This is a genomic window from Stenotrophomonas sp. TWI1151 (assembly GCF_039673135.1).
Classification (GTDB): domain Bacteria; phylum Pseudomonadota; class Gammaproteobacteria; order Xanthomonadales; family Xanthomonadaceae; genus Stenotrophomonas.
Genome location: NZ_JBDJLA010000009.1, coordinates 48,930 through 70,205, shown reverse-complemented (window position 1 = coordinate 70,205; position 21,276 = coordinate 48,930). Strand labels below are relative to the sequence as shown.

The window sequence follows — 21,276 nt, the reverse complement described above, 5'->3', positions numbered from 1 at the left end:
TGTGATCGCGCCCCAGGAGTTGTCATGAACCGCACATCCCTGATCGCCGGCGCCCTGGCCGGCCTGCTGCTCATCGGCAGTGCCTCCGCCGCCCCACGCACCGTGACCGACCCGCAGGCCCCGCGCGCGCTCAAGGCGGAGGGTCCGGTCCAGGTGATGTGGACCGACCCGGCCCAGTTCACCGAGATCCGGCTGAGCAACAACCGCTTTGAAGCCGAACGCGGTGACTGGGTACAGCAGCTGGCCAAATACGTGCAGACCACCGCCAGCAAGGCACTGCAGCCCGGCCAGACGCTGGAGGTGACCTTCACCGACATCAAGCGCGCCGGCGATTACGAGCCGTGGCACGGCCCGCGCGCCAACGACATCCGGGTGATGCGCGATATCTACCCCCCGCGCGTGACCCTGACCTACACCCTGAAGGATGCCCAGGGACAGGTGATCGGCGAAGGTGAGCGCAAGCTGCAGGACACCGGCTACCTGCACAACATCGGACGGCAGAGCGACACCGACCCGCTGCGCTACGAGAAGCGCCTGCTGGATGATTGGATCCGGCGCGATCTGCGCAATGAGGCCACGGCCAATACCTGATCCGTTGGCTCTGACAGGACGAAGGCGGCGCATCAGCGCCGCCTTTTTCATGCACCCGGCGTCGCCGGTGGCGGCTCAGCCGTCAGCGTACTCGCGCACCACCCGCTTCACGCCACACGGCAGCTGGTAGGCACTGACCCCGCACAGCGGCGCCAGGGCCTCGATGCGCGGCGCATCGCCCCACAGCGTCACCGTGCTGCCGATGCCGGCCTGCGGCAGGTGGGTCAGATCCACGGTGAGCATGTCCATCGAGACCCGACCGATCACGATGCCGGGCTGTCCATCGATGCGCACCGGGGTGCCGTTCGGCGCGAACTGCGGGTAGCCATCGGCATAGCCGAGGGCCACGACGCCCACCCGGGTCGGCCGCTGCGCGACGAAGCGCGCGCCATAGCCGACCGGCTCGCCGACCGCGATATCGCGCACGGCAAAGATTTTCGACCGCATGGTCATCACCGGGCGCAGGCGCTCGGTCAGGGCCGTGTGCGCCGGCATCGGGTTGATCCCGTACAGCATCAGGCCTGGGCGCACCCAGTCACTGCGCACCTCCGGCCAGCCCAGCAGCGCCGGCGAGTTGCACAGGCTGGTCTGCCCGGTCAGGCCTTCGATGGCGGCCGCGAAGACGTCGGCCTGCTCACGGGTGCGCGGGCTGTCCAGCTCGTCGGCACGCGCCATGTGGGTCATCAGCACCATCGGCCCGACGTGCGCCAGCGCACTGAGCGTGGCGTGCGCGGCGCGGAACTCGTCCGGCCACAGGCCCAGGCGATGCATGCCACTGTCCAGCTTCAACCACACGGTGAGCGTGGCGGTGGTCGGAAACGCGGCCACCGCCTCCACCTGCCACGGTGCGCCAACCGCGAACCACAGGTCGTGCTCGACGATCAGCGGCAGTTCGTCGGCATCGAAGAAGCCTTCCAGCAGCAGGATCGGGCCGGTGATACCGGCCGCCCGCAGTTCCAGCGCTTCCTCGATGCAGGCCACGCCGAACGCATCGGCCTCGGTCTGCAGCGCGCGGGCGCAGCGCACCGCACCGTGCCCGTAGGCATCGGCCTTGATCACCGCAACGGCCTTGCCGCCCCCCAGTTCGCGTGCCAGCCGGTAATTGCTGCGCAGCGCGTCCAGGTCAATCAACGCACGGGCTGGGCGCATGAACTCGACTCACGGTGACGGACGGACGCGGCATGGTGGGTGTAGCGGAAAATATCCAGGCCTTCGGTGCTGATCTGCGGCTGGCGGGCATCCATCAGGTCGGCCAGGTAGCGGCCGGAGCCGCAGGCCATGGTCCAGCCCAGGGTGCCGTGGCCGGTATTGAGGAACAGGTTGCGGTACGGCGTGGCGCCGACCACCGGGGTGCCGTCCGGCGTGGCCGGGCGCAGGCCGGTCCAGAATTCGGCGCGCGACAGGTCGCCGCCCTCCGGGTACAGATCGCGAACCACCTTCTCCAGCGTGGCACGGCGGCGCGGCGAGAGGGACAGGTCGAACCCGCCCACTTCGGCCATGCCACCCACGCGGATGCGGTCGTCAAAGCGGGTCACGGCCACCTTGTAGCTTTCATCCAGGATGGTCGAGGTCGGGGCCATCGCCGGGTCGGTGATCGGCAGCGTCAGCGAGTAGCCCTTGAGCGGGTACACCGGCAGCTGCATGCCCAGCGGTGCGACCAGCGACGGCGAATAGCTGCCCAGCGCGACCACGTAGTGATCGGCGGTTTCCAGCTTGCCATCGATGCGTACACCGGTGATGCGGTCGCCCTCGCTCTGCAGGCCGGCGATGTCCTGGTCGAAGCGGAACTCCACCCCGGCATCGACGCACATCTGCGCCAGGCGACGGGTGAACAACTGGCAATCGCCGGTCTGGTCGCGCGGCAGGCGCAGCGCGCCGACCAGCTTGTCGGCCACGCCGGCCAGCGCCGGTTCGTGGGCGATGATGCCGTCGCGATCAAGCACCTCGTAGGGCACGCCGTATTGGGCCAGCACCTCGATGTCCTGCGCCGAGGCGTCCAGCTGCTGCTGGGTGCGGAACAACTGGGTGGTGCCCAGGTCGCGGCCTTCGAACTCGATGCCGGTCTCGCGGCGCAGCTCGTTGAGGCAGTCGCGGCTGTACTCGGACATGCGCACCATGCGCGCCTTGTTGATCGCATAGCGCTCATGCGTGCAGTTGCGCAGCATCTGCGCCAGCCAGCGGTACTGGTGCCAGTCCAGGCCCGGGCGGATGGCCAGCGGCGCATGCTCGGCGAACAGCCACTTGACGGCCTTGAGCGGCACGCCGGGCGCTGCCCACGGCGAGGTATAGCCGAACGACAGCTGGCCTGCGTTGGCGAAACTGGTTTCCAGCGCCGGACCGGGCTGGCGGTCGACGACCGTGACTTCAAACCCGGCCTGCCGCAGGTACCAGGCACTGGTCGTGCCGATCACACCGCTGCCAAGGACTAGAACGCGCATGACACCTCTCCAACCCGATCATTCCCTGCGCAGGAGCACGCCGGGACCATAATTGAGGAAGTATAGTCAGCCGCAACCAAGCAATTCGCCTGTTTTTCCAGCATCAGGCAGGGTATTGTCTCGCGAACATCCTTGAGAGGCTGACGCCGATGGCCACGCGTGCCCGTGAACTGGACAAGATCGACCGCAAGATCCTGCGCATCCTGCAGGCCGAGGGTCGGATCTCCTTCACCGAACTGGGCGAGCGGGTCGGGCTGTCGACCACGCCGTGCACCGAGCGCGTCCGCCGGCTGGAGCGCGACGGGGCCATCACCGGCTACTACGCCAAGCTTGATCCGCATTACCTCAAGGCCAGCCTGCTGGTGTTCGTGGAGATCAGCCTGGCCTACAAATCCGGCGACATCTTTGAAGAGTTCCGGCGCGCGGCGTTGAAGCTGCCCAATGTGCTGGAATGCCATCTGGTCTCGGGCGATTTCGACTACCTGCTCAAGGCCCGCATCAGCGAGATGGCCTCGTACCGCAAGCTGCTGGGCAGCACCTTGTTGACCTTGCCGCACGTGCGCGAATCCAAGAGCTACATCGTGATGGAAGAGGTCAAGGAGACCTTGACCCTGCCGATTCCAGATTGATCCGGTCGCGTGACTGAGTGGCGTGGCTGAAACGCAAAAAGGCGGCGCGCATGTGCGCACCGCCCTTGTTCATTGCGCCAAGCGCATCAGCGCTGCTGTTTCTGGTCCTGATGCTTCTGGTCCTGCTGCTTGCCGCCCTTCTGATTCTGCTGGTCCCACTGCTGCTGGTTCTGCTGGCCGGGCTTCTGGTTCTGTTGCTGACTGCCCTGCTGCTCCTGCGGCGTCTTGCCGGGACTGCGGTTCTGCTGGTTAGCCATGATTGCACTCTTCTCGAAAAACCTCGGGGGATGCGCTGTGTTGCGGCGCGGGTACAGGGTCGCGCCGATCCGGTTAATCACAGGCGAAAAAACAGTGAGGCCTTGCGTTGACGGGGATGACTGCGCGGGCGGCGATGTAAACCATTCATGTTGCCCGCCTGCCACCCCGGGAGTCAGGGCTTGATCTGTTGGCCGTCAGCGCTGGGGACGGCGTCGTAATAGCGGCCGGTGCGGGTATCGAGCACGCGGTTCGGGCCTACCTGCTTGACCCCCGGAATGATCCGGCCGTGGCGGTCGTAGACCTTGCTCTGCACGGCCGGGCCCTGCAGCGGTGCGGGCTGCGCGGGGCCTTTGCTTTGGATCGGGTGCGTGCGCAGCTGCTGCTGGGTCTGCGAGGACGACTTCACCGGGGCCATCCTGTCGGACAGGCTGTCGACCGGCACCGGTTGCACGGCCGGGGGCTGTGGCGCGCGCTGCGGCGTGACCACCGGCCGCGTCGCGGTGGGCGTGGGCGGCGGGCCGATCTGCGCGGCCGCGGTCAACGGCAGCAGCACCAGCAAGGCAGCGGCGAGGCGACGTGGGCGGTACATGGCGATCTCCCGGCGGCGGTTCAGGTCTTCACCATGCGCCGCCATGGGTATCAGCACGATGAATGCCCCGGCTTGAACCTCTACAGGCAACAGCCCAATCTACGTACCACATCAATAGGGAATGTTTATGACAGCTTTCGACCTTTCCCCGCCCACCGACTCCCAGCGCCAGGCCTTGGTGGCCGGCCTCAGCGCCGATGAGCAGCGCGTGCTGCTGCATCACGGCACCGAGGCGCCGTTCTGCGGGGTCTTCCTGGACAACAAGCAGGACGGGGTCTACGGCTGCCGGTTGTGCGGCCTGCCGCTGTTCCGCTCCAGCACCAAGTTCGACTCCGGCACCGGCTGGCCGAGCTTCTTCGCGCCCTTCGACCCGGCGCATGTCCGCGAGATCCGCGACGCCAGCCATGGCATGGTCCGCACCGAGATCGTCTGTGCGCGGTGTGACAGCCATCTCGGCCATGTTTTCCCGGATGGCCCGCCGCCGACCCATGAGCGCCACTGCCTGAACTCGGTCTCGCTGTCGTTCACGCCCAACGGGCAGGCCTATCCGGATCCGTTGCAGCGCGGGGGTGCGGAAGCCGAGCCGGCCGCCTGAATCCGCAAAAGTGTGACATCGAGCGAACCCCCCCCTTCAGAAAGGGTGTGAAGGGGCCGACATGGAGGTATCCCCTTCCCGCGTCGGCCCCATGCTCATCATCGTTGGACTTCTCGTCGTCATCCTCAGCGTGCTCGGCGGTTACGTGGGGGCGCACGGCAAACTCGGCGCGCTGTGGCAGCCCTATGAACTGGTGATCATCGGCGGTGCGGCGCTGGGTGCGTTCCTGGTCGGCACCCCGGTCAAAACCGTGAAGCAGACCCTGAAGGCCACCGTGGGCGTGTTCAAGGGGCCGCGCTACAAGCAGCAGGACTACATCGACGTCCTGAGCCTGCTCTACGAACTGCTCAACAAGGCGCGCCGCGAAGGCTTCATGGCGCTGGAAGACCACGTCGAGCGCCCGGCCGAGAGCAGCATCTTCGCCAATTACCCCAAGGTGCAGGCCGACCATCACCTGGTCGACTTCATCACCGATTGTCTGCGCCTGATGATCGGCAGCAACATCGAGCCGCACGAGCTGGAACCGCTGCTGGAGATGGAGCTGGAGAAGCACCACGGCGAGGCGATGCAGCCGGCCGCGGTGCTCAACAAGGTCGCCGACGGCCTGCCCGGCTTCGGCATCGTCGCCGCGGTGCTGGGCATCGTGATCACCATGGGCTCGATCGGCGGGGAAATCACGGAAGTCGGCGCGCACGTCGCCGGCGCGCTGGTCGGCACCTTCCTGGGCATCCTGCTGGCCTATGGCTTCGTCGGCCCGCTGGCCTCGGCCGTGGAAGCGCGCGCCGAACAGGACGCACGCATCTACGAATCGGTGAAGACCGCCCTGCTGGCCTGCCTGCGCGGCTACAACCCGAAGATCGCGCTGGAATTCGCCCGCAAGACCCTGCCGTCCAACGTGCGCCCGGGCTTCAGCGAGTTCGAACAGCACCTCAAGACGGTCAAGTAAGGCAGCGCCATGGCCGAGACCAAACCCACCGTCATCGTCCGCCGGGTCAAGAAGGCCGGGCATGCCGCGCACCATGGCGGCGCCTGGAAAGTGGCCTATGCCGACTTCGTGACCGCGATGATGGCCTTCTTCCTGGTGCTGTGGCTGATGGCCGCCACCAGCAAGCCGGAGCGCGCGGCAATCTCCGAGTACTTCCGCAACCCCAGCCCGCTGGCCGGCAGCAGTTCCACCCCGGCCCCGGGAATGGCCGGCCCGGGCGGCGCCAGCACCTCGATGATCAAGCTGGGCGGCGCGACCGACATCTCGCGCGGCAACAGCAACGATCCCTTCCAGAACCAGCAGGCCTCCAGGCCGGTGCCGCAGCAGGACGAGCGCGAGCGCGAAAAACGCCAGCTCGAAGCGCTCAAGCAGGAGCTGGAAGAAGCGATCAGCAAGAGCCAGGCGCTGGAGCCGTTCAAGGACCAGCTGCTGCTCGACCTCACCCCCGAAGGCCTGCGCATCCAGATCGTGGACAAGCAGAACCGCCCGATGTTCGACATGGGCAGCGCCTCGCTCAAGCCGTATACGCGCGAGATCCTGCGCGAGCTGTCGCAGTTCATCAACCACGTGCCGAACCGGATCAGCATCACCGGCCATACCGACATCACTGCCTACAACGCGGCCCATGGCTACAGCAACTGGGAGCTCAGCGCCGACCGCGCCAACGCCGCCCGGCGGGCCCTGCTGGATGGCGGCATGACCGAAGACAAGGTGACCCGTGTGGTCGGCCTGTCCTCCTCGGTGCTGTTCGACCGCACCCAGCCGGACAACCCGATCAACCGCCGGATCAGCATCGTGGTGATGACCAAGGCGGCCGAAGCGGCGGCCCTGGCCGGTGCCGGGCAGGAAGTGGCGCTGTCGCCCACCGCTGCCGACGCCGATATCCAGGCGACGCTTGCGCCGGCTGTCGCGCCTTAAGGGGCGCGGCGGCGGCGGCTGCAGAGGGAATTCACGGAATGCGTGGAGCCTGCCAGCGGCCGGGGATATGCGCCCTTCACGGAATGCGTGGAGCCGGCCAGCGGCCGGCACTACAATGGGTCTTCCCTTTTGTAGATAGACCGCACCCATGTCCAAGCAGTCCAAGGCCAAGCGCGACAAGCGCAAGAAGCAGCAGCCCAAGCGTCCGATCAACCGCCTCAACGCCCAGCAGCCGGTGCAGAACCATGCCGTGCTGACCAACGAAGAAGGCCAGGTCGTCGCTGCGATCGGCCTGCAGGGCACCGAATGGCTGCTGGCCATTGGCGGCCAGACCATGGGCAACGCCGACAACCCGGTCCCGATGCTGGCGATGCTCAAGCACCTGTCCAACGTCCAGGAAAAGGAAGGCCGCAAGGTCAACCTGGAATACTCGAGCCAGCTGCAGCAGCTGATCGACGACCTGGCCGCCGACGAAGGCAAGACCGCCGACGAGTACCTGACCCAGCTGGTCTCCGAGTTTGAAGGCGTGGAAGGCGAAGAAGGCGAAGACGCCGAAACCGCTGAAACCGCTGCCGACGCCAGCGAAGACGCCCCGGTGGCAGACGAGGCCGGCACCGATGCCGCCGCCGACGCCACCCCGGCCGCCAGCGACGACAAGCCGCAGGCCTGAGCCACGGCGATCCGGTGACGGTCTATATCGACGATGCGGTACATCCCTGGCGCGGCGAGCGCTGGGCGCATCTGATGGCCGACACCCTGCCCGAGCTGCACGCCATGGCGGCGCAGCTCGGGATTCCGCGGCGGGCGTTCCAGAACCGCCGCAGCGGCGCGCACTACGACGTGCCCGCCCCGTTGCGCCTGCAGGCGATCGCCTTGGGCGCACAGGCCATCTCACGGCATACGGACCGTGCGCTGGTCAAAGCCGTGATCTCGAACGCGCGTGAGCAGTACCTGCCATAGGTAGGTGCCGACCGTTGGTCGGCACACGCAGCCCGCAATCGCGCCCTCAGAACGGATCGCTGCCCGGCCGCACTTCCACGCCCAGCAGCGAGCACAGCGCCAGCATCGCATCGTCATCGCGGTTCAGCGCCACCCACCCGGCCAGCGTGTCATTGCCGGTATCCACGCTCCACAGCGCGTAGTTGTGCTCGCGCAGGCGGTCATGGGCGGTGGCCATCAGCATCGGGGCATCCACCTCGGCGGCGAAATCCTCATCGTCCAGGTCGCCGCCCCAGTCGATCTGCAGATTCCAGCGCGCGGACAGCTCGTTCACCGCCGACATCAATGCATCGGCATCGCTGCGCTCCACCTCGAACCCGGACTGCCAGGCGATCGCCGCCATCATCGGCGGCAGCCAGTCGGCATCCTCATCGATGCCTTCGCCGCTTTCCAGCAGCGCCTCGCGCCAGCGGTTGAACTGCTGCAGGGCCAGTTCTTCATCGCCCGGGTTGATCAGCACGAACAGATTCCAGATCCGCGCCTCGAAATCGTCCTCGTCGAAATCGCGTTCCTCTTCTTCGAAGTCGAAATAATCGCTGTTGTCGGGCATGGCCGGTATTCCTGGAGACAGGGGCGCATTCTGCCGTGCAAGGGCGTTGGCAGGAAGCGAAATTCGGCGCGGGGCCCGCCGCGGTTTATCCTGTACGCCAGAAGGCGGCCTTGGTGGTCGTCAGCATCCTGTGACCATGAGCGATACCCCTCCCGATCACCTGGCGATCAACCCGACCAGCCCCTTCCACGATGCAGCTGCGCTGGAGCGCGGCGTGGGCATCCGTTTCAACGATGTCGAGCGCGACAACGTTGAAGAGTATTCGGTCAGCGAAGGCTGGATCCGCGTGCAGGCCGGCAAGGCCCGCGACCGCCGCGGCAACCCGATGACGATCAAGATCAAGGGCACCGTGGTGGCCTATTTCCTGGATCAGAAGCCGGACGCCTGATCCACGTGCGCCGGCGACGCCTGATCCACGTCTGCCGGCGGCGCCTGATCCACGTGTGCCGGGGTAGAGCCACCCCATGGGTGGCTGCCCTTCGTCCCCGACGCGTGGGTTTCAATGGGTCCGCGCAGCCACCCATGGGGTGGCTCTACCCGTGACACGGTGCGACCTCAATCTCGTTGCCGCGTCTCCAGCAGATCCAGATTGCGGATCAGCCGGCGCGAGATCTCGTCGGAGATCTTGCCACGCCGGGTCAGGCGGAACAGTTCTTCGCGCTCGGCGGTGAGCCCGGCGGTGCGCAGTTGGCGGTAGCCCTGCTCCATCCGCTTCACCTTGTCCGGATCGGCATCCGGCCCGGCGTCCTTCTCCAGGTTGCGCTGGTACAGCAGGCTCACCCGTGAGGCGGCGTCGTTGTAGAGCTGCACGTTCTCGGTGGTCTGGTTCTGCACCAGCTGCTGGCGCGTGCGCTCCACGCCGGCCAGCGCGGCCTTGGCGGCCAGCTTGCGGGCAAGATCCTCTTCCTTGCGTTCGCCCGAATCGGCCGGCAGTTCCAGCCCTTTGAGCAGGCGGGGCAGCGCGATGCTGGCACCGACCAGCGAGATCAGGATCACCGCCGCGGCCAGGAAGATCACCAGATCGCGCGCCGGGAAGGCGCTGCCATCGGGCAGGAACAGCGGCAGCGTCAGCACGCCGGCCAGGGTGATCGCCCCGCGCACGCCAGCCACCGAGGTCGCCACCACGATCCGCCAGGACGTGCCCTGCCGGGCCTCGCCACGATGGCGCGCGCGCAGCAGGCTCCAGCGCAGCGACAGCCATACCCAGGCCAGGCGCAGCAGCACCAGCGCCAGATTGATCACCACCACATAGACCAGCAGCCACCACGCGCTGTGGTGCCCGCTCTCGCTGACCGTCTTGATCGCGCGCTCCACGATGCCGGGCAGCTGCTCGCCGAGCAGCACGAACATGATGCCGTTGAAGCTGAACTGCAGCATGTTCCACACGGCAGTGCGCTGCACGCGCATGCTGCCCGACACGCGGCCACTCAGTTCCACATAGCTCATCGTGATGCCCGCGGCGACCGCCGAGAGGATGCCCGAGGCGTTGAACTCTTCGGCCAGCAGGTAGGCCGCGAAGGGAATCAACAGGTTGACCAGCAGCGCCGCGCCCGGCTCCTCGCCGAAGCGCCGCCACAGCCAGCGCTGGAAGGTGGACACGCCCAGCGTCACCGCGACACCGATCGCCAGCCCGGCCACCGCCACCCACAGGAACGTCAGCGAGGCCGTCGCCAGCGAGAACGAACCGGTCATCACCGCCGCCACCGCAAAGCGGAAGCAGACCAGGCCGGAGGCATCGTTGAGCAGCGACTCGCCTTCCAGGATGTGCATCAGCCGCTTGGGGATCGGCGCGCGCGAGGCGATCGAACTGACCGCCACCGGGTCGGTCGGCGAGATGATCGCGGCCAGGGCGAACGCCACCGCCAGCGGCATCACCGGGATCATCCAGTGGATCAGGAACCCGGCCCCGATGACGGTGAACACCACCAGCCCGAAGGCCAGTTCCAGGATCACGCCTTTATCGCGGAACAGGCCCTGCTTGGGGATGCGCCAGCCATCCAGGAACAGCAGCGGCGGCAGGAACAGCAGGAAGAACATCTCCGGCTCCAGCGCGTGGCCGCGGTTGAACACCCCCGCAATGACCGCGCCCAGCCCGATCTGTACCAGCGGCAGCGGCAGCGACAACGGCAATACGCGGACCAGGTAGCCGCTGGCGACCACCGCCACCAGCATCGCCAGGACGACTTCAATGGTATGCATGCATTTTCCAGTAAGCAGCGCGGGGGAGGCTGCAGGCAGCCGGCGCCGGAAACAGGAAAAAACGTACCACACGTGCGCCGCCGCGCGAATGCGCGGGGCGCGCCAGGCTCAGTTCGCGGACAGCACGGCGCTCATGCGGCGCGCTGCTGTACGTCGGCACCGTCGAAGCGATAGATGTCCATCGCCAGGAAGCCGGCATCGATCCCGGCATCGATGCGCTGCGCACCGAGCGCCTCGCCACCGGCCGCGCCCATCGCGACGTGCAGCGGCTGCAGATGCTCGTCGCTGGGGTGCGCCTGCACGGCGTACGGGGCCTGCCGGCGGTAGTCCAGCAAGGCGGCACTGTCATCGGCCTGCAGGCGCTGCTCCACCCACTCGATGAAGGGCCGCACATACGGCGCTTCCTTGCCGTCCTGGTAGCTGCGCCAATCGTGCAGGTTGTGGGTGATGCTGCCCGAGCCGATCACCAGCACGCCCTGCTCGCGCAGCGGCGCCAGCGCGCGACCCAGCGCGAACTGATGGGCCGGCCCAAGCAACGGCTGGATCGCCAGCGGCACGACCGGGATCTCCGCCTGCGGGTACAGAAAGCGCAGCGGCACCCAGGCACCGTGGTCGAGACCGCGCTGCGGGTCGATCGCGGTCGGCAGGCCGGCCGCGGTCAGCCGCTGCGCGATCTCCTGCGCCAGCGCGGGGTCGCCCGGTGCCGGGTACTGCAGATCGAACAGCGCCTGCGGAAAACCGCCGAAATCATGGATGGTCGGTGGCTGGCCATGCCCGCCGACCACGGGTTGATGGGTCAGCCAGTGCGCCGAGGCCATGACGATCGCGCGCGGTCGCGGCAGGCGCGCGGCCAGGGCCGCCAGGCGCTCACCGACCAGACCGGGGTTGAGCGCGGTCATCGGCGAGCCATGGGAGATGTACAGGGAGGGCAATCGGGACATCACGGACTCCAGTAGCGCTACGACGGCCCTGAGCTTATTGCGCGCCGCCTTGCCAATAAATACGATGCATCGACGCTGTTTATTTCTGAAAGAGAAACAATGGACACTCTGGATGCCATGCGTGTGTTTGTCGCCGTGGTCGAGCGCAACGGCTTCAGTGCCGCCGCTCAGGCCCTGGACCTGTCCACCGCCGGGGTGACCCGGCAGATCGCGGCGCTGGAAAAGCGCCTCTCGACCCGGCTGCTCAACCGTACGACCCGCCGCGTGAGCCCGACCAGCACGGGCGCGGCCTATTACGCCGAGTGCGTGCGGCTGCTGGCCGAGTTCGATGCGCTGGAGGCCGGCATCAGCGCGCAGGCCCTGGAGCCCTCCGGGCGGCTGCGCATCAACGCGCCGGTCAGCTATGGCATCGCCCGGCTGGGCCCACTGCTGGCCGGCTATCGCGCGCGCTACCCGCAGGTGGAACTGGACCTGTCGCTGTCCGACCGCCTGGTGGACATGGTCGAAGAAGGCTACGACGTGGCGATCCGCATCACCCGCCAGCCCGGCCCGGCACTGATCGCGCGCAAGCTGGCGGACGCGCAGATCAGCCTGTGCGCGGCGCCGGCGTATCTGGATGCGCATGGCCGGCCGCAGCAACCCGAAGATCTCTCCGCGCACGAATGCCTGCAGTACAGCTACTGGGGCGGCGGGGATGCGTGGCAGCTGCAGGGGCCACGCGGGGAGGTCTCCGTGCCGGTACGTGGCGGTGTGCGTGCCAACAATGGCGACGTGCTGCGCGAAGCGGCCATCGCCGGCATGGGCATCATCGTGCAGCCGGACTTCCTGGTGGCCGAGGCGATCGCCGAGGGTCGACTGGAACGGGTACTGCCCGCGTGGGCGGTGCCGGGCATCGGCATCCATGCGGTGTACACCAGCCGCAGCCATCTGGCGCCGAAGGTGCGCAGCTTCATCGACTACCTGGTGGAAGCGCTGGGCGGATGACGCGTGGCGGCGGCCGGGCAGCGCCCGGCGAACTACGCCTCCACCGCATCCAACTGCGCGATCACCCTGGCCAGCGGCATCGGCCGGCCCAGCAGATAGCCCTGCACCTGGTCACAGCCGTGCGCGGCCAACCACTGGTGCTGCCCGGGGGTCTCCACGCCTTCGGCGATGATGGTCAGGCCCATGCTGTGCCCCAGTGACAGCAGTGCACGGCAGATGGAGGCATTGCGTGGATTGGTTTCCACGTCCGCCACGAAGCTGCGGTCGATCTTGAGGATGTCCAGCGGCAGATGCTGCAGGTAGGACATGTTCGAATAGCCGGTACCGAAGTCGTCCAGCGAGATGCAGATGCCCTGCTCATGCAGGCGCTGCATGGTCTGCTTGGCCTGGCCGGGCTTGCGCATCAGGCTGCTCTCGGTCAGCTCGACCTGCAGCGCACCGCGGGCCAGCCCGAACTCCTGGCTGGCACGGGTGAACTCGGCCACCAGGTCGCTGTTGAAGAATTGCACCGCCGAGACATTCACCGCGATCGGCAGGTCCCAGCCGGCATCGACCAGCTGCCGCTGTGCCTGCGCGGCGGCGCGGATCACCCAGCGGCCCAGCGCCAGGATCAGGCCGGTGTCTTCGCACAGCTGGATGAACTCACCCGGTGGAATGAAACTGCCGTCGGCCTGCGGCCAGCGCAGCAGGGCTTCCAGCGCGGCCGGGCTGCTGTCGCCTGCGTGGCAGATCGGCTGGTAGTACAGCTCGAACTCGGTATCGATCGCGCTGTGGATGCGCCCAGCCAGGCGCAGGCGTTCGGACAAGCGCGAACTCACGGTGGTGTCATACCAGGCGATCACGTTGCCTTCGTCGCGCGCCGCATGCGCGGCCTGCGCGGCCATGCCGATCACCTGCTCGGCGGTGCTGGTGTCGGCGTCGGCCTTGACCGCCACGCCAATGCGCGGCTCGAACTGGTGCAGCCAATCCTGCCCGCGCACCGGCTCGGAGACGGTCTGCACCAGGGTGTCCAGCGCGGTCTGGCGCTGATGGTCGTCGCGGATGGCGAAAATGAAATCCTCGGCCGGCTGGAAGGCCAGCAGCCCATAGCGCACGCCGAGCCCGCCCAGGCGCTTGGCCATCGCCTGCAGCACCACGTCGCCGACCTCCCGGCCGAGCGTATCGGCGACCAGCTGCAGGCCACGGAACTGCACGTAGGCAATGGTGTACGCCCCGCCCTCCTCGTCCAGCTGCGCGGCCAGCGCACGCGTATTGAGCAGGCCGGTCGCCGGGTTGTGGGTGGCGTGATACGCCAGGTCGCGCTCGTAGGCCAGGCGCTCGCTGACATCCTCGGCCAGCACCAGGCAGGCCTGGCGCCCATCGAAATCCAGCCGGGCCAGATGCGCACGGACCTCGAACACGGTGCCGTCCTTGCGCTGGTGCAGGCGCACCTGCGCATCCTGCACGTCGCCGATGCGGGCCTGGGCGATCGCCCCGCGGATCTCCTCCCAGCCTTCGCGCGGGCGGATATCCAGGATGCTCATCGCCAGAAATTCATCGCGGCTGTAGCCGTACTGGCGCACCGCCGCTTCGTTGACTTCCAGGAAGCGCAGCGTGTCCGGATCGAACACCCAGAACGGCGCCGGGTTGCGGTCGAACAGCAGCCGGAACTGTCGTTCGGCCTGCTGCACCCGGGCCAGCGCATCCACCCGCTCGCTGACATCGGTCAGTGCCCCGATCATGCGGCGCTCGCGGTCCACCACCGCCACCCGCTGGCCACGCGCGGACACCCAGCGGATCGCGCCCCCGGGCAACACCAGGCGGAACATTTCATCGAGCACGCCGCTGCCGGCAAATGCGGCGTCGAAGGCCTGCTGCATGCGTACGGTGTCTTCGTGGTGCACGCGTGCGAAGAAGTCGGCGACCGGCAGGCTCTCGATGTCGATGCCGAAAATCTCACGCGCCAGCGGTGACCAGCGCAACAGGCAGGCATCCTCATCCACGTACCAGGTGCAGACCTTGCCAACCTGGTGCGCCATGCGCAGTTCGGCATGGCCGGTGCGCAGCTCCTCGCTCAGCGTGTCCTGATCGCGGGTGGCACGGCGCAGGCTCACATACACCGCGCCGAACAGCGCCCAGTACAGCAGATAGACGCCGATCGAGGCCTGCACATACGGCCACCACGCTGCCAGCACATCGCGCCGGCCCAGCCCGGCGTAGACCGCCAGCGGGTACTGCGCCAGCGTGCTGAGGCTGGAAATCCGTTCTATGCCATCGACCGCGCTGATCTCGGTCCCCAGCGGCGTCAACGCGTCTCGGCGCAGCAGCTCGCGCTTGGCCAGGCCGAAACGACGCCCCACCACCCCGGCCGGGTCCGGACTGCGCGCCAACACATAGCCATGCGGGTCAGTGATGGAGATCACCCCGGCATCGCCGGTGTCCATGCCGCCGATGATCGACTGCAGTTCGGCCGTGCGCAGCCGTGCCAGCAGCCAGCGGTCGCCGCCCATGGGCAGCGCCAGCGGCAGGATCCACTGCGCGGCATCCAGCGCTTGGGGTGGGCCAAGGAACACCTGGCTGCCCTGCCCGCGGTTGTCATCCACCGCCCACAGCGGCAGCTGCAGGTCGCCGCTGCCACTGGTCAGGGCGCGCCCGTACTGGTCGACCACCACGATGCTGTGCAGTTCGGCATGCCGCTGCAGCGCGCCGGTGATGCTGGCGTCGAGCAGATCAGGGGCTTGCGCCGGCACGCGCTGGAACAGCAGCGCACCATCCCGGGAAATGCCCTGCATCACCCGCTCCAGATTGCGCAGCTCCAGCCGCAGCAGGCGCTGGGCACCGGTCGCCAGCGCCGAGCTCTGGCGCTGCGCGGCTTCCTGTCGGCGCTGGCCATCATTGACCAGCGTGGCCACCAGCCCGGCAGCCAGCAGCGCACCCAGGCAAACCCCCAGCCATACGAAGGTCCGCAGTGGCCGCGCCAGGGCACGGTTCAACGCGGGCATCGCAACCCTTTTCCCGAACGACAGGCTGACTTCATCTGTAAACGCTTCCTGGTTTCCCCAAACCTGAGCGGCCGCTGCCCGGGATTCTTGACGCCTTGATCGTCACGCGGGCGCCGACGGGGCGCGCGCGGAATCCGTGCCGCGCCAGCATGCACGAGCACGCGCAGGACGGGAAGCACCGCAGCGGGCCGTTCACCTCGGTGAATCCGGGGACGGGCAGATCCGGTACCCGATGCCGCCGAAGCCGGCATAACCGTGCGCCCGGGACAGGATTAGACTTGGATGTTTCCGTTGCAGAGAAGCTCAATGTCCAAGCTGCGCCGCCCCACCCTGATGCTCGCCATTGCCGCCAGCCTGTCGCTGAGCCTGGCCGCCTGTGACCGCCAGGCGACTGCGCCGGCCGCGGCCGCGCCCGAAGCCGCTCCGGCCGAACCGGCCGCGCCCAAGCCGCAGCTTGGCAGTTTCGGCTTCGACGCCGCCGGCATGGACCGCAGCATCGCCGCCGGCGATGACTTCTTCGGCTTCGCCAACGGCACCTGGGTCAAGAACACCGAGATCCCGGCCGACCGTTCCAGCTACGGCAGCTTCAACGTCATTTCCGAAAAGACCCTGGCCGACACCCGCGCGATCCTCGAAGGCGCCGCGGCCGATACCAAGGCCGAGGGCGAGACCAGGTTGATCGGCGATTACTACGCCGCCTTCATGGACGAGACCGGCATCGAGTCACGCGGTGCCGCCCCGGTCAAACCAGCGCTGGACGCCATCGCCGGGATCAGCGACAAGGCCGCGCTGGCCACCGCGCTGGGCGGCACCCTGCGCGCCGATGTGGACCTGCTCAACGCCACCAACTTCTACACCGACCGCCTGTTCGGTGTGTGGGTCTCGGTGGATCTGCTGCAGCCGGACCGCACCGCGCCGTACCTGGTGCAGGGCGGCCTGGGCCTGCCGGACCGCGACTTCTACCTGCAGGGCGGCCGCATGGCCGAGATCCGCAAGCAGTACCAGGCGTATATCGCCCAGGTGCTGCAGCTGGCAGGCGTCGCCGATCCGGCGGCCAAGGCCCAGCGCATCCTCGCGCTGGAGACCAAGATCGCCCAGGCCCACGCCACCCAGGAAGACACCAACGACGTCGCCAAGGGCGCCAATGCCTGGAAGCAGGCCGACCTGAGCGCCAAGGCGCCGGGCATGGACTGGAGCGCTTTCCTGGCCTCGGCCGGCCTGGACGCCCAGCAGAACTTCATCGTGTGGCAGCCCAAGGCCGTGGCCGGCATTTCGCGCCTGGTCGCGACCGAGCCGCTGGAGGTCTGGAAGGACTACCTGGCCTTCCATGCACTGGACCGCGCCGCCCCGTACCTGCCCAAGTCGTTCGCCGATGCGCGCTTCGCCTTCCACGGCACCACGCTCAACGGCACCCCGCAGCAGAGCGAGCGCTGGAAGCGTGCGGTGGATGACAGCAACCATGCGGTCGGCGAAGCGATCGGCAAGCTGTACGTCGAGCGTCATTTCGACCCGGCCACCAAGGCCCGTGCGGACGAGATGGCCAAGAACATCATTGCCGCGTTCGCCAAGCGCATCGATGCGCTGGAATGGATGTCGCCGCAGACCAAGGCGCGTGCCAAAGCCAAGGTCGATGGCCTGACCGTGGGTATGGGCTACCCGGACACATGGCGCGATTACACGGGCCTGGAGATCAAGCGCGATGACGCGCTGGGCAATGCCGAGCGTGCCGAGCTGTTCGAGTACCGCCGCAACATCGCCAAGCTGGGCAAGCCGGTGGACCACAGCGAGTGGGCGATGCTGCCGCAGACCATCAATGCGATGAACGTGCCGCTAGAAAACCGTCTGGTGTTCCCGGCTGCGATCCTGCAGCCGCCGTTCTTCGATGGTGCGGCCGATGATGCGGTGAACTACGGTGCGATCGGTGCGGTGATCGGCCATGAGATCAGCCACGGCTTCGACAACGCCGGTGCGCTGTTCGATGAGACGGGCAAGCTGCAGAACTGGTGGACGGCGGAAGATCTGAAGAAGTTCAACGCGGCCGGTGATGCGCTGGCGGCGCAGTTCAGCAGCTACAGTCCGTTCCCGGGGGTGTCGGTGAATGGTCGTTTGACGCTGGGCGAGAACATTGCGGACGTGGCGGGTCTGTCGACGGCCTACGATGCGTATCAGTTGTCGTTGCAGGGCAAGCCGGGCCAGACGCTGGAGGGCTTCACGTCGGATCAGCGGTTCTTCCTGGGCTTTGCGCAGGCGTGGCGCAGCAAGGCGCGTGAGCAGGCACTGCGCAATTCGCTGTTGACGAACGTGCATGCGCCGGGCCAGTTCCGTGCGTTGACGGTGCGCAATCTGGATGCGTGGTATCCGGCCTTCGAGGTGAAGGAAGGCCAGAAGCTGTATCTGGCGCCGGAGAAGCGGGTCAAGGTGTGGTGAGGTTTTTCATCACGTTTTGCTGAGATGAAAGAACGGGCGCTTCGGCGCCCGTTTTTTTTGTCGTAGAGCTTCAGAGCTTCAGAGCTGCAGAGCTGAAGAGCTGAAGAGCTGAAGAGCTGAAGAGCTGGAGCAGAGCAACGGCTGGGGTTTGCGGCTGCTCTGGCTTGGGCGGGCCTGGGCGGGGTGTCGGGACCCGCTGCAAGTACGTCCATGTAAGCTCGTATGCCGCCATCCATGGCGGCATACGGTCCCGCCACCCCACCCATGCCCACCCTTTGACAATGGGCTGGTGCGCAAGGGAAAAGCGGTCCCCGGCTCCGCGGCTGTGGCAGTGATTGGGTTTGTTTCGCTGGCCCGCTTCGATCTGTAGCTTTGCTACTCGGCTTCGTGGAGCAACACGGTGACGCTCTGCTGCTTTGCTCTGCTGCTTTGCTCTGCTGCTTTGCTCTGCTGCTTTGCTCTGCTGCTTTGCTCTGCTGCTTTGCTCTGCTGCTTTGCTCTGCTGCTTTGCTCTGCTGCTGCGCTGTGCTCTGCTGCTGCGCTGTGCTCTGCCGCTCAGCTTTGCTGCTCCCGCTCTGCTGCTCGCGCTTTGTTGCACCGCACTTCTGCAGTTCTGTGCCGCTTTGCCGTTCAGCTGTTCAGCTGTTCAGCTGTTTAGCTGTTTAGTATCGCCACTCTGATCCACTGGTTGGCACTGCTACTGAGTCTGCCTCTTAGCGCTGCTGCTCCGCGATGCCGCTCAGCTCCGCTTACTGGCCTTTGATCTCAGCATGGCCACCGGCCAATTGTCAGGGGGCGGGCACGTGTAGGCTGGAGGGACCGTATGCCGCCATGGATGGCGGCATTCGAGCTTACAGGGACGTACTTGCAGCGGGTCCCGGAAGCCTATGCGTGCCCGACCCAACCATCGGACACAGGCACTCGCGATTCACCGCTTCAAGGCCAATCAGCAAGCACGCCGGCAGGAACGCCCATCCGCGTGCACGCCCGCGTCGCCAGGCCATCCTGCAGTGCACGCCGGAACAGTGGCGCCATACCCTTCAGCATCACCGCAGAGGCACGCGACTGCGCACGTTGCATGGGCGTGCGCGCCAGCATCGTCGTCGCCCATTCCGGCAACAGCGCCGCGCCGGCACCCAGGAACAGCTCGCGCGACAGTCCCGCCATCGGCACCGGCAAGCGGATGCCGGACAACACCGCCAGCACCTCGCGCGAGCGCGCATCGAACACCAGCGCCGATTGCTGTTGTGCGAAGTACGCGTCGACCTCCGCTTCCGACGCCGGCACATCGGTGGCGCCGAGTGCTTCGGCCACGCGCTTGTACTCGCGGTAATACTGATCGGCGATGGCGCCCGGGACGTCGCGGCAATAGCGCCGGCAGCCCTGCAGGAAACCATAGGCCTCGGTCACGTGTACCCAGGTCAGCAAGGCGGGATCGTCCGCGGAATACGCGCGGCCGTCGGCCGTGTGCCCGCGCACCTGCGCGTGGATGCGGGTCACCTTGGCGATCAACGCCTCGACTTCCGCGGCCGGTGCGTACGTGGTGCCGGCGACAAACGCGGTGGTGCGGCGCAGGCGGCCGACCAGGTCATCGCGGAAATTGGAGTGGTCGTACACGCCGGCCAGCGCCAGCGGATGCAGGGTCTGCAGCATCAGCGCGCACAGGCCGCCGGCAAGCATCCCGGGAAATTCCGAGTGCACGCGCCAGGTGATGCTGTCCGGGCCGAACCAGCCGGGGTCGCCCAGGGGATGGTCGTAATCGATCCCACTCTGGCCGCGGGGGAAAGCACCCAGTACCCAGCGGCGGATCGGGGCAGTGGCGGGGCGGGCAAGCGAACGCAGCAGGGAAGACATCAACAGTACCGAGGGCGGAGCGGGCCGGCGTTTCGCGCGGATGCGTCAATTCTGCGTGATACCGCCGGGGCTGGCGAGGGCACCGTCGCGCTGGGCCCGCGCATTGTGCAACTGCAGCATGGGAACCGGCGTCCGCAGGCTATTTACCCGGTGATTTACGTGCCGCAGTGCGCAAATCCGCTGCGAGTTTGCCCATTCAGGCAGGAATGACGCCGGATCTTTGCGCTTTGCCCATTGCCAAGCGCCGTGAAAGTGCTAGAACTGGACGTGCCACAACGTCGTCCAATGCGCTGCCGCACGTTCCAGAAGGAGCTCGTCATGATCGCTTTGTTCAAAGGTTTGGGTTTGCTGTTGCAGGACAACGAGCTGTACAGCAGCCCGTTCGAAAAACAGGTCGCGCATTGGCGTAACAAGAGTGAACAGCAGATCCGCGAGGAAGTCGCGGTGCTCGCCAAGGCCAAGGGCCAATGGCTGATGGCCTCGATCGTCGGGTGGCAGGCATCCTCGCTGCTGATCCTCGGCCTGATCAGCAACTACCTGTGGAAGGATGACTTCCATATCACCTTCACCCGCGTGGTGATCGTGTTCGGCTCCTGGGTGTCGATCCTGTTCGTGATCTGGTTCATGGCCAACATGTTCGATCACACCGCCGGCTTCGAGCGCTGGATGAAGGCCTTCAACAGCCGCGCCCGGATCACCTCCGATGCCGATACGGTGGAGTGCGTGGCCGAAGCGCTGGATATGGCCCAGCATTATCCGGAAGTGCTGGACTACAAGCAAGCCGTGAGCGCCAAGCGCGAACTGCGCCATGAGGATATCCGCATCATGCGCGAGATCGGCCGGATGAAGCAGCACACCGAACTGGTCGGCCAGCTCAACCACGTGGGCGAGCAGCCCAACGGTACCAACCTGCATCTGCAACCGGCGTTCTGACCCTACTGAAACGCGGGGGGAGCCACGATGCCACCGTGATCACTCACGGTGGCATTGTTCTTTCTGGACCGCGCTGGCGCAGTGCTGGAAGCCAGCCGGCAACCCCGCCATCTGCTCGGTCTTGCCGACTGCCACCGACAGCCGGTGCAGGGGCGGATAGGCGCAGTCCTTGTCCTTCCCGCAGCGCGCATCCAGCACCAGGTAGTGGCAGTGGCCACTGCTGCTGGCGATGCAGTCGAAGCTGGCCACCCCGTTGTCGACCGTGGTCTTGCTGTACAGCGCATCCACGCCATTGGCGCGGATGCGGGTGACGGAGGTGTTGCTCGATTGCTGGCAGGCAGCCAGCACGAGCACGCAGAGACTGGCGACAACGGCGATACGCATGGCAGGCTCCCGACGAAAGAA

Annotated in this window: 21 protein-coding genes; 11 read left to right on the top strand and 10 right to left on the bottom strand. The window is 66.8% G+C overall.

Annotation, left to right across the window (positions count from 1 at the left end):
* Window positions 1–24: 24 nt before the first annotated feature.
* Window positions 25–591, top strand: a complete 567-nt coding sequence (locus ABE422_RS12250) for a DUF3016 domain-containing protein (protein ID WP_313211768.1) — start codon at window positions 25–27, stop codon at window positions 589–591.
* A 75-nt stretch (window positions 592–666) separates the two neighbouring features.
* Here the strand turns inward: ABE422_RS12250 and alr are convergent, their stop codons facing one another.
* Window positions 667–1,740 carry an alanine racemase gene (gene alr / locus ABE422_RS12245; protein ID WP_346464024.1) on the bottom strand — a complete coding sequence of 358 codons (1,074 nt, stop codon included), beginning with the start codon at window positions 1,738–1,740 and terminating at the stop codon, window positions 667–669.
* Window positions 1,719–3,029, bottom strand: coding sequence for a D-amino acid dehydrogenase (locus ABE422_RS12240; protein ID WP_313211766.1), 1,311 nt, complete (start codon window positions 3,027–3,029; stop codon window positions 1,719–1,721). Before ABE422_RS12240 ends, alr begins: the two co-directional genes overlap by 22 nt.
* 149 nt (window positions 3,030–3,178) lie before the next feature.
* On the opposite strand from ABE422_RS12240, the gene ABE422_RS12235 reads away from it, so the two are divergent.
* On the top strand, window positions 3,179–3,658 hold the full coding sequence (locus tag ABE422_RS12235; RefSeq protein ID WP_046272909.1) for an Lrp/AsnC ligand binding domain-containing protein: 480 nt from the start codon (window positions 3,179–3,181) through the stop codon (window positions 3,656–3,658).
* Between the two features lie 86 nt (window positions 3,659–3,744).
* Here the strand turns inward: ABE422_RS12235 and ABE422_RS12230 are convergent, their stop codons facing one another.
* On the bottom strand, window positions 3,745–3,915 hold the full coding sequence (locus ABE422_RS12230) for a lana protein (protein ID WP_121042445.1): 171 nt from the start codon (window positions 3,913–3,915) through the stop codon (window positions 3,745–3,747).
* 173 nt (window positions 3,916–4,088) lie between these two features.
* Window positions 4,089–4,505: a classical arabinogalactan protein 4 gene (locus ABE422_RS12225; RefSeq protein ID WP_313211765.1), complete on the bottom strand. Its 417-nt coding sequence runs from the start codon at window positions 4,503–4,505 to the stop codon at window positions 4,089–4,091.
* 127 nt (window positions 4,506–4,632) lie between these two features.
* Here ABE422_RS12225 and msrB point away from each other — a divergent pair, with 127 nt between their 5' ends.
* The 5 genes from msrB to ABE422_RS12200 all read left to right on the top strand — a co-directional run bounded on the left by msrB (window position 4,633) and on the right by ABE422_RS12200 (window position 7,963).
* Window positions 4,633–5,100, top strand: coding sequence for a peptide-methionine (R)-S-oxide reductase MsrB (msrB, locus tag ABE422_RS12220; protein ID WP_346483067.1), 468 nt, complete (start codon window positions 4,633–4,635; stop codon window positions 5,098–5,100).
* A gap of 91 nt (window positions 5,101–5,191) precedes the next feature.
* Window positions 5,192–6,046 carry a flagellar motor stator protein MotA gene (motA, locus tag ABE422_RS12215; RefSeq protein ID WP_313211763.1) on the top strand — a complete coding sequence of 285 codons (855 nt, stop codon included), beginning with the start codon at window positions 5,192–5,194 and terminating at the stop codon, window positions 6,044–6,046.
* A 9-nt stretch (window positions 6,047–6,055) separates the two neighbouring features.
* Entirely contained in the window at window positions 6,056–7,003 is a 948-nt protein-coding gene (gene motB / locus ABE422_RS12210) for a flagellar motor protein MotB (RefSeq protein ID WP_313211762.1), read from the top strand.
* Between the two features lie 148 nt (window positions 7,004–7,151).
* On the top strand, window positions 7,152–7,673 hold the full coding sequence (locus ABE422_RS12205; RefSeq protein ID WP_313211761.1) for a hypothetical protein: 522 nt from the start codon (window positions 7,152–7,154) through the stop codon (window positions 7,671–7,673).
* Window positions 7,674–7,687: 14 nt separating this feature from the next.
* A complete protein-coding gene (locus ABE422_RS12200; RefSeq protein ID WP_346483066.1) occupies window positions 7,688–7,963 on the top strand; it encodes a DUF4031 domain-containing protein in 276 nt (91 codons plus the stop codon).
* Between the two features lie 46 nt (window positions 7,964–8,009).
* Here the strand turns inward: ABE422_RS12200 and ABE422_RS12195 are convergent, their stop codons facing one another.
* Window positions 8,010–8,552 (bottom strand): hypothetical protein, encoded by a 543-nt coding sequence (locus tag ABE422_RS12195; RefSeq protein ID WP_313211759.1) that lies wholly within the window; start codon window positions 8,550–8,552, stop codon window positions 8,010–8,012.
* A gap of 136 nt (window positions 8,553–8,688) precedes the next feature.
* Here ABE422_RS12195 and ABE422_RS12190 point away from each other — a divergent pair, with 136 nt between their 5' ends.
* Window positions 8,689–8,940, top strand: coding sequence for a DUF3297 family protein (locus tag ABE422_RS12190; protein WP_259261709.1), 252 nt, complete (start codon window positions 8,689–8,691; stop codon window positions 8,938–8,940).
* Between the two features lie 167 nt (window positions 8,941–9,107).
* Here ABE422_RS12190 and ABE422_RS12185 read toward each other — a convergent pair whose 3' ends face one another.
* Both ABE422_RS12185 and ABE422_RS12180 read right to left on the bottom strand, forming a co-directional pair.
* Window positions 9,108–10,751, bottom strand: coding sequence for a Na+/H+ antiporter (locus ABE422_RS12185; RefSeq protein WP_121042433.1), 1,644 nt, complete (start codon window positions 10,749–10,751; stop codon window positions 9,108–9,110).
* Window positions 10,752–10,882: 131 nt separating this feature from the next.
* Window positions 10,883–11,692 (bottom strand): class III extradiol ring-cleavage dioxygenase, encoded by an 810-nt coding sequence (locus ABE422_RS12180; protein ID WP_346483065.1) that lies wholly within the window; start codon window positions 11,690–11,692, stop codon window positions 10,883–10,885.
* 99 nt (window positions 11,693–11,791) lie between these two features.
* On the opposite strand from ABE422_RS12180, the gene ABE422_RS12175 reads away from it, so the two are divergent.
* Window positions 11,792–12,676, top strand: a complete 885-nt coding sequence (locus tag ABE422_RS12175; protein WP_313220066.1) for a LysR family transcriptional regulator — start codon at window positions 11,792–11,794, stop codon at window positions 12,674–12,676.
* A gap of 32 nt (window positions 12,677–12,708) precedes the next feature.
* Here ABE422_RS12175 and ABE422_RS12170 read toward each other — a convergent pair whose 3' ends face one another.
* Complete coding sequence (locus tag ABE422_RS12170) at window positions 12,709–15,657, bottom strand: EAL domain-containing protein (RefSeq protein WP_346483064.1); 2,949 nt, start codon at window positions 15,655–15,657, stop codon at window positions 12,709–12,711.
* A gap of 306 nt (window positions 15,658–15,963) precedes the next feature.
* On the opposite strand from ABE422_RS12170, the gene ABE422_RS12165 reads away from it, so the two are divergent.
* Window positions 15,964–18,084: a M13 family metallopeptidase gene (locus ABE422_RS12165; RefSeq protein ID WP_346483063.1), complete on the top strand. Its 2,121-nt coding sequence runs from the start codon at window positions 15,964–15,966 to the stop codon at window positions 18,082–18,084.
* 936 nt (window positions 18,085–19,020) lie between these two features.
* Here the strand turns inward: ABE422_RS12165 and ABE422_RS12160 are convergent.
* Complete coding sequence (locus tag ABE422_RS12160; RefSeq protein ID WP_346483062.1) at window positions 19,021–19,938, bottom strand: oxygenase MpaB family protein; 918 nt, start codon at window positions 19,936–19,938, stop codon at window positions 19,021–19,023.
* Window positions 19,939–20,256: 318 nt separating this feature from the next.
* Between ABE422_RS12160 and ABE422_RS12155 the strand changes: the two genes are divergently transcribed.
* The gene (locus tag ABE422_RS12155) at window positions 20,257–20,871 is read left to right on the top strand and encodes a hypothetical protein (protein ID WP_026070179.1); all 615 of its coding nucleotides are present in this window, start codon (window positions 20,257–20,259) and stop codon (window positions 20,869–20,871) included.
* Between the two features lie 39 nt (window positions 20,872–20,910).
* On the opposite strand, the gene ABE422_RS12150 is transcribed toward ABE422_RS12155, so the two are convergent.
* On the bottom strand, window positions 20,911–21,255 hold the full coding sequence (locus ABE422_RS12150; RefSeq protein WP_346483061.1) for a hypothetical protein: 345 nt from the start codon (window positions 21,253–21,255) through the stop codon (window positions 20,911–20,913).
* Between the last annotated feature and the right edge of the window lie 21 nt (window positions 21,256–21,276).